At 55.4% G+C, this 6948-nt stretch carries 4 protein-coding genes; 1 reads left to right on the forward strand and 3 read right to left on the reverse strand.

What is annotated here, in order from left to right; genetic code table 11:
• Positions 1 to 227: 227 nt before the first annotated feature.
• Positions 228 to 2327: a molecular chaperone HtpG gene (htpG, locus tag GX466_00665; protein NLH92726.1), complete on the forward strand. Its 2100-nt coding sequence runs from the start codon at positions 228 to 230 to the stop codon at positions 2325 to 2327.
• Between the two features lie 93 nt (positions 2328 to 2420).
• Here htpG and uvrC read toward each other — a convergent pair whose 3' ends face one another.
• The 3 genes from uvrC to GX466_00680 are packed head-to-tail and all read right to left on the reverse strand — an operon-like array spanning position 2421 to position 6897.
• Positions 2421 to 4232, reverse strand: a complete 1812-nt coding sequence (gene uvrC, locus GX466_00670) for an excinuclease ABC subunit UvrC (protein ID NLH92727.1) — start codon at positions 4230 to 4232, stop codon at positions 2421 to 2423.
• On the reverse strand, positions 4208 to 5770 hold the full coding sequence (murJ, locus tag GX466_00675) for a murein biosynthesis integral membrane protein MurJ (protein NLH92728.1): 1563 nt from the start codon (positions 5768 to 5770) through the stop codon (positions 4208 to 4210). The genes uvrC and murJ overlap by 25 nt, the downstream gene beginning before the upstream one ends.
• 2 nt (positions 5771 to 5772) lie before the next feature.
• Positions 5773 to 6897: a DNA polymerase III subunit delta' gene (locus GX466_00680; protein ID NLH92729.1), complete on the reverse strand. Its 1125-nt coding sequence runs from the start codon at positions 6895 to 6897 to the stop codon at positions 5773 to 5775.
• Positions 6898 to 6948 lie beyond the last annotated feature (51 nt).

Genomic DNA, 6948 nt, shown 5'->3' on the forward strand with positions numbered 1-6948 from the left:
GGGAATTATACGAGAGGTGGGGGAGGGCGATAGTCGCAAGGGCTAAGGGCGTGGCCGACAGGTCAAGGGAGCCTCTCCATTACGGGCCTTCCCGTCTTAACATATTCGCGCTCAGATAAAAAGGCCATTATTAGCACTCTCGCCCAATAACTGCTAATTTAGCTTGACAATTTCCCTGTCCCGCTTATTCTATCCTCAGAAACGTATTTCAGATAAAGGAGAGTTTTATGACAGAACAAAAAGACAAGCATACAGCGTCCGAGGACGAACTTAAAAAAGACAAGCAGGCCAAAGAAGAGAAGAAAAAGGCCAAACAGACTGCCAAAACCGCCAAAGACGTCGAAAAAGGCAGCCTCAGCATCCACACGGAAAACATCTTTCCCATCATAAAGAAGTGGCTTTATTCCCAGCACGATATCTTCCTGCGCGAATTGATCTCCAATGCCGTTGACGCCATCAACAAGCGCAAATACGCCGATCCGGACTTCAAGGAAGAGGACATGAAGATCAGCGTTAAGCTGGATTCCAAAAAGAAAACCATCGAGGTTTCTGACACCGGCATCGGCATGACGGCTGATGAAATCCGCAAATACATCAACCAGATCGCCTTTTCCGGCGCGGAAGAATTTGTGAACAAGTTCAAGGATGTCCAGAGCAACATCATAGGACACTTTGGACTGGGCTTCTATTCCAGCTTCATGGTGGCGGAAAAGGTCACCATCGATTCGCTATCCTGTTCGCCAGGCAGTGAAGCCGCCGGCTGGGAATGCGACGGAAGCACAGAATACGTGATGCGGGCCGGAAAACGCAAGGAAATCGGGACCACGATAACGGTCCACCTGAACGAAGATTCCCACAGCTTCGCGGAGGATGGGAAAATACGCGGGATTCTGGAAAAATATTGCAACTTCATGCCCAGGCCCATCATGTTCAAGGACGAGCAGGTGAACCAGAAGGAAGCCCTCTGGAACCGCAAGCCAAAAGACGTTACGGAAGAGGAATACAAAGAATTCTACCGCAAGGTGTTCCACGACTGGCAGGACCCGGTTTTCTGGATACACCTGAACGCCGATTTCCCCGTCAACCTCCGCGGCATCCTCTATTTCCCCAAGCTGCGCGAGGACCCGGATTTCTTCAAGGGCGAGGTGAAGCTCTACTGCAACAACGTTTTCGTGGCCGACAACCTTGAGGACCTCATCCCGGATTTCCTCCTGCTGCTCAAGGGCGGGATCGACATTCCGGACATCCCGCTCAACGTTTCGAGAAGCTTTTTGCAGAACGACGCCCAGGTGCGCCAAATCAGCAAATACATCGTGAAGAAGGTGGCTGACCGCTTTGGCGAAACCTTTGCCGAAGACCGCAAGAAATATGAAGAATACTGGAAGGACATCGACACCTTCATCAAGTTCGGCCTCATCCGCGACGAGGATTTCTTCGAAGCCATGAAGGACCGGGTGATCTTCAAATCCGCTTCCGGCGACTATGTTACCCTCGAGGAATACAAGGCCAGAAACAAATCCGAGGGAGACAAGACCCGGATCTGGTATGCCTCGGGGGAGGATACGCAGGTAAGCTACCTCAGCCTGATGAAGGAACAGGGCATCGAGGTCATCTACCAAACATCGCCTCTGGACACCCATCTCTACCAGCAACTGGAAAGCAAGCTCGACAAGATCGAATTCATCCGCGTGGACAGCGAAATCAACGACTTGTTGGTGGACCAGGACAAGAAAGAACTGGTGGACAGGGATGGACGCGCCGGTTCGGACAAGCTGAAGGAAATCTTTTACCGGGCGCTGGGCCAGAAAGTGGAAGCGTCCTTCAGCAAGGATAGCTACGCTGAATTCCTCAAGAAACACCCCAACGCCACCACGGCTCTCAATCCCTATCTGAAACAGGAAGACGAGCGCACCCTGATCCGGCCTTACGAAATCCCCTTCGACGTGCGCGAGGAACTTGGCGAAGAAACCCTCAAAGCCTTATTTGAACACGCTTACACCCCAATCAAAGTGGAGGTGAAAAGCCTCAAATCACCGGAAATCCCTTCCATGATCGTCTTCAACGAATTCATGAGGCGCTGGCACGACATGAGTCAAATTCAACGCCATAGCGACAGCGGCATGCTCAAGGACCACACCCTGGTTGTCAACCGCGCCAACCCTGTCATTAACAAGATCCTGGAACTCGACGCCTCAGGTAAAAAGGAAGAGGTGAACACCCTCTGCACCTATCTGCACGACCTCTCCCTGCTGGAACAGCGCGCCTTCAGCGGTGACGAACTCAAGTCCTTCATCTCACGCGCCAACCAAATCTTGAATTACCTTTAGGATTGGAACCTCAACGGGGAATCCAAACCCCTGAAACCGAGCATAAAAAAAAGGCCCGCTGACGGTAGCGGGCCTTTTCATTGGTGTTGTCTTTTATGAAGAATGGTAATGGGCATGGATTCGCCCAGCCATCTTCCTGCCGATTCCTTTGACCTTCATCAGTTCTTCTGGGCTGGCGGCCTTGATTGCCTCCACTGAGCCCAGCTCTTTCAGCAGCAGGAACTTTGTTTGCTCGCCCACTCCGGGGATGTCCTCCAGTTCGCTTAGCAGGGTGCGTTTTGAGCGGCGGGAGCGGTGGAAGGTGATGGCAAAACGGTGTGCTTCGTCGCGGATGGCGGTGAGCAGACGCAGCGAAGAGGAGGAGCGGGGCAGGATTATAGAATCCGGGCGACCCGGCAAATAGACTTCCTCGGCGCGTTTGGCCAGGGAGATGATGGGGATTTCCGGATGGGACGAGGCGTCCAAAACCTCTTTGCAGGCTCCAAGCTGGCCTTTCCCGCCGTCGATGATGATCAGGTCGGGCAGCAGGCTTTCATCCCTGGCTGTTTCACCCAGGAAGCGGGTGAGGGTTTCCTGGAGGGCGGCGTAATCGTTTTGGGTGTCCACGTCGCGGATGATGAAATGGCGGTAGAATTTCTTTTTGGCCTTGCCGTTCTCGAAGAAAACGGCGGAGGAAACGGTATCCGTGCCCTGGATGGTTGAAATGTCCATGCAGACCATCTTGCGGGGCAGTTTGGAAAGGGCGAGTTTTTCCTTCAGTTCCTGGATGGGAAAGACGGTGCGGTTGGCTCTGCGGATGTGGGCCAGCTTGCGTTCCTCTATGAGCTGAAAGGCGTTGCGTTTTGCCATTGCCAGCAGTTTGCTCTTTTCGCCGCGCTGGGGCAGGCTCAGTTTCCCTTCCAGCCAGGAATTCAGTTCCTCAAACTCGGCCGGTTCCAGCGGCAGCAGGATTTCGTCGGGCAGTTCATCCCGGCGGGAGCAATAGAGTTTGATGAAGGCGGCCAAAGCCTCTTCCGGAGTGTCGTTTTCAGTATTGCCGAGGGGATAGTCCTCCCGGTTAACGACCATGCCGCTCATTATCCTCAGCACCACGCAAACGGCGATCTTATCCTCCTGGTAAAAGCCGATCACATCAGTGTTCCGGGCATCCGGGGAATAGACCACCTGGCGCTTCTGGATGCGTTCGATGGCGAGGATGCGGTCACGCGTTTTGGCGGCCTGTTCGAATTTCAGTTCCTCGGAAAGCCCGTTCATCTCGGCACGAAGCTCATCCAGCACTTCCTGGTGCTTGCCCTCGAAGAAGCTCATCTGGCGCATCACCACGCGCATGTAATCGGCCTGCGAAACCGCTCCGATGCAGGGGGCGGGGCATTTCCCAAGTTGGTGGTTGATGCAGGCTTGCCTGAAACGCACCTTGTCGGCCGGAATCACCCGCGAACAGGTGCGGATGGGGAAAATCCACTCGAAATTGCGCAGGGTCATCCGCAGGGATTTGGCGTCTGTGAATGGCCCGAAGTAGCGGGAACCGTCTTTCAGCAGTTCGCGGGTCACCATGATGCGGGGGAAGGGCTCCGCGAGGGTGATCCTGACGAAGGGATAGCGCTTGTCATCCTTGAGCAGGATGTTGTATTTGGGCTGGTGGCGCCGGATCAGGTTGGCTTCAAGGATGAAGGCATCGTGTTCCGAGAGCGTGATGATATAGTCCAGGTCGTCGATGTGGCGCAGGAGTTGTTCGGTTTTAATATCTTTCGGGGAGTTGTTCAGGTAGCTTTTGATGCGGCTTTCCAGCAAGCGGGCCTTGCCCACGTAGATAACCTCTCCCTCGGCGTTTTTCCAGATATAGATGCCCGGCTGCTGGGGCAGGAGGTGGAGCTTTTGGGCTATTTTCTGCGGAATTTGTTCCATAGGCGGTCACGCGCCTCAGCCAGGAAATCCAGCTTCAGCAGCAGACCGAGGCCGTAGAAGAAGAGCAGTGAAGCAGTTCCCAGCAGGCCCAGCTTGATGAGCTGGGGCCAGAATCCCCGCGGATGGTAAAAGTGGTTGGCGAAGAGCAGCAAAACCAGCATAAGCACGCAGATCCCCAAAGTTTTCAAAAAGTTGGGAAGGATGCCGGCGAAACTGATGTGGGGCATTTTTTTGCGGAGGAGGTAAAACTGGATGCTGAAATTGACCATCGCGGTGATGGAAGTGGCGAAGGCCAGACCACGGTGCTGCATGAATTGCATCAGGATGAAGTTCAGCACGATGTTCAGCCCCACCATCGAGGCGGAAATCTTTACCGGCGTGCGGGTGTCCTTGTTGGCGAAAAAGAGCGGGGTGAGGGTTTGGTTAAAGCTGAAAAAGATGAGGCCGAGGCTGTAGAAGGTGAGGGCCTGCTCGGTCCAGAGGCTGGCTTTGGCGTCGAAGGCCCCACGCTGGAAGACCACCTGCACGAGGTCGCCCCCCAAGGCTATGATCAGTGTGGTGATGGGCAGCATCAGGTAAATCAGGTTCACTGCCGCCACGCGCAGGTTTTTGGAAAGCTCTTCCCAGTTGCCCATCGTTACCAGCCTGGAATAGGTTGGCAGCAGCACCGTGCCGGTGGAAACGGCGAACATGCCCAGCGGAAACTGGAAGAGCCGGTAGCCGTATTCCAGCGCCGAAATGCTGCCCACGGCCAGAAACGAGGCCATGAGGCTGTCGGCCACTATGTTGATTTCGCGGACGCCAACTCCGATCATCGAAGGCAGGAAACGCTTCCACATCGTGTTGAGGGCTTCCCCGCCGAAACGCACGAACAGCTTGAATGGATAGCCAAGCTGCTTCAGGTAGGGGAAGTTGATGACAGTCTGCAAAAACCCGCCGCCAAACACGCCCCAGGCAGCCCAGCGGACCAGTTGCTCTCCCTGCAGGCCAAAGACGAAGCGGGGGACCACCATGCTGAGGATCATGCCCACGTTGAGCAGAGCGGAGGAAAGCCCCGTCATGAAAAAGCGGTCGTGGGAGTTGAGGATGGCGATCATGGTGGAGGAAAGCCCGATCCAGAGCAGGTAGGGAAACATCACGCGGGTGAGCAGCACGGCCAGTTTGTAGGTGTGGGGCGCCAGGCCGGGATAGAGCAGCTTCACGATCCAGGGGGCGAAGATGATGCCGATAACCGTTAGCGTGAGCAAAAAGACGGAGAGGATTCCCAGGATTTGCAGCGCGAAATCTATCTGCTTCCGGCGGTCCTCCTTGATCCCGATTTCGCTGTAGATGGGCACGAACGAGGCAGAAAGCGCCCCCTCGCCGAAGAGGTTGCGCAGCAGGTTGGGAATCTTGTAGCCCACAACGAAGGCGTCGTTGAGGAAGGTGGTGCCGAAGAAGAAGGCCATCAGTTGGTCGCGCACCAGGCCCAGGACCCGGCTGATGAGGATGGCGACGGACATCATGCTGATGTTGCGGATGAGCTTGTTTTCAGCCATGTTCAGGCCCGCACGAGCTTTTTCAGTTCCACGAAGAGGTTGAGCATCACCAGTTGGAGGTTCACGTTGCCGTGGAGCTTGCGCACGTAATCCTCCATCAGCAGCACGAAGTTGATTACCCTGTCCGTATAGGCGGCGGGATCGACATCCGCCAGCTTTTCCCGAGTGCCGAGCAGGAATTCCTTTTTGTCGACGTTCACCATCTGCTCCGGGGCGTCCAGCACCAGGTTCAAATCGCCGGCGAAGAGGCTGGCATAGCGCAGCACCTCGATGGCGCTTTCGGCGTTGAATTTCTTCCCGAGCCCCTGCAAGGAGCGGAAGTAGGCCAGGTCTTTGCCGGAAGCGGCCATTTCCAGGATTTCAAAGGCGCGTTCGCGTAGCTCGGAAGATTCGTTGTGGGCGAAGTGGATGGCTCGCTTCACGCTGCCGTTGGCGATGTGTGAGGCGGTGCGGGCCATTTCCGGCGAAACGCTGAATTTTTCGCACAGTATGCCTTCAATAACGGAGGGGGTCACCTGCTGGAAATGCACCGGCTGGCAGCGCGAAACGATGGTCGGCAGCAGTTTGGCCAGATTGTCCGTGGTGAGGATTATCACGGTGGACTCGGGCGGCTCTTCCAGGGTCTTGAGGAAGGCGTTGGCGGTTTCGGTGTTCATCATGTCCGCGTCCTCGATGATGCAGATGCGGTGGCTGGCCTCGTAGGATGAGAGGTTTAGCCGTTTTATGAGCCAGCTCATGCTTTCCTTGCGGATCATGATTTTCGCGCTGAACTGGTAGTCCTCCCAGGGCGTTTCTATCTTGTTGCGGATGTAGCCTGCATATTCGGGGATGAATTCGCTTTTGGTGATTTCGCCGTCCAGGTTGAGGCCCAGGTTGGGAGTGGGGAAGAGGTAGATCAGGTCCGGATGGTCCAGCGCCATGAACTTGCGGCAGGAAGCGCACACTCCGCAGGGGCGGAATTCGCTTTTGGAAAGGCAATTCAGCGCCATGCCGAAGTAGAGCGCGGTGGTGAATTTTCCCACCCCGTTGCTGCCGTGGAACAGGTAGGCCTGGGCGACGCGGTTGTTTTCCAGTGCCAGCTTCAGGATTTTCAGGGCGCCCGCCTGGCCTTTGATATTACGGAACATCTATTCTGCCGCTACTGCCGGTTTCCCTTTCTCAGGATTTTTCGAAAGTGA

Source organism: Candidatus Cloacimonadota bacterium (assembly GCA_012516855.1).
GTDB lineage: Bacteria > Cloacimonadota > Cloacimonadia > Cloacimonadales > Cloacimonadaceae > Syntrophosphaera.

Coding starts and splice junctions, on each gene's coding strand:
- htpG (NLH92726.1), top strand. CDS start 228: ATGACAGAACAAAAAGACAAGCATACAGCGTCCGAGGACGAACTTAAA.
- uvrC (NLH92727.1), bottom strand. CDS start 4,232: ATGGAACAAATTCCGCAGAAAATAGCCCAAAAGCTCCACCTCCTGCCC.
- murJ (NLH92728.1), bottom strand. CDS start 5,770: ATGGCTGAAAACAAGCTCATCCGCAACATCAGCATGATGTCCGTCGCC.
- GX466_00680 (NLH92729.1), bottom strand. CDS start 6,897: ATGTTCCGTAATATCAAAGGCCAGGCGGGCGCCCTGAAAATCCTGAAG.